The sequence below is a fragment of the Pseudomonas sp. FME51 genome (assembly GCF_014897305.1).
Genome location: NZ_JABUYN010000048.1, coordinates 1 through 669, shown reverse-complemented (window position 1 = coordinate 669; position 669 = coordinate 1). Strand labels below are relative to the sequence as shown.

The 669-nt window shown below is 60.8% G+C and carries 1 protein-coding gene and 1 pseudogene; both read left to right on the top strand.

All coding sequences use genetic code 11. The features are described 5' to 3' along the window. The coding region (locus tag INT39_RS22340) for an electron transfer flavoprotein subunit beta/FixA family protein (protein WP_413468963.1) at positions 1 to 249 on the top strand (249 nt) is incomplete at its 5' end. A 1-nt stretch (position 250) separates the two neighbouring features. Then, positions 251 to 669 (top strand): annotated as a pseudogene (locus tag INT39_RS22335) (electron transfer flavoprotein subunit alpha/FixB family protein); the annotation flags it as partial.

Below are 669 nucleotides of genomic sequence, written 5' to 3'. Positions count from 1 at the left end.
CTGAAACTGCCAGCCATCGTCACCACCGACCTGCGCCTGAACGAGCCGCGCTACGCTTCTCTGCCGAACATCATGAAGGCCAAGAAGAAGCCGCTGGAAATCACCAAGCCGGAAGATCTGGGCGTGAGCACTGCCTCCACCCTGAGCACCGTCAAGGTCGAAGCCCCGGCTGCCCGCAGCGCTGGCATCAAGGTCAAGAGCGTTGATGAGCTGGTCGACAAACTGAAGAATGAAGCCAAGGTGATCTGACATGACGATTCTGGTTATTGCTGAACACAACAACGCCGAACTGAATGCCGCCACCCTGAACACCGTGGCTGCCGCAGCTGCCATCGGTGGTGACATCGAAGTACTGGTTGCCGGCGCTGGCTGTGCTGCTGTCGCTGACGCTGCTGCCAAGGTCGCGGGTGTCTCCAAGGTACTGCTGGCCGACAACGCCGCCTACGCCCACCAGCTGCCGGAGAACATCTCCCTGCTGATCGCCGAGCTGGGCAAGAACTACACGCACATCCTGGCCGCCGCCAGCACCAACGGCAAGAACTACCTGCCGCGCGTTGCCGCCCTGCTGGACGTGGATCAGATCTCCGAGATTATCGCCGTTGAAAGCGCCGATACCTTCAAGCGTCCGATCTACGCCGGTAACGCCATCGCCACCGTCAAATCCGACGC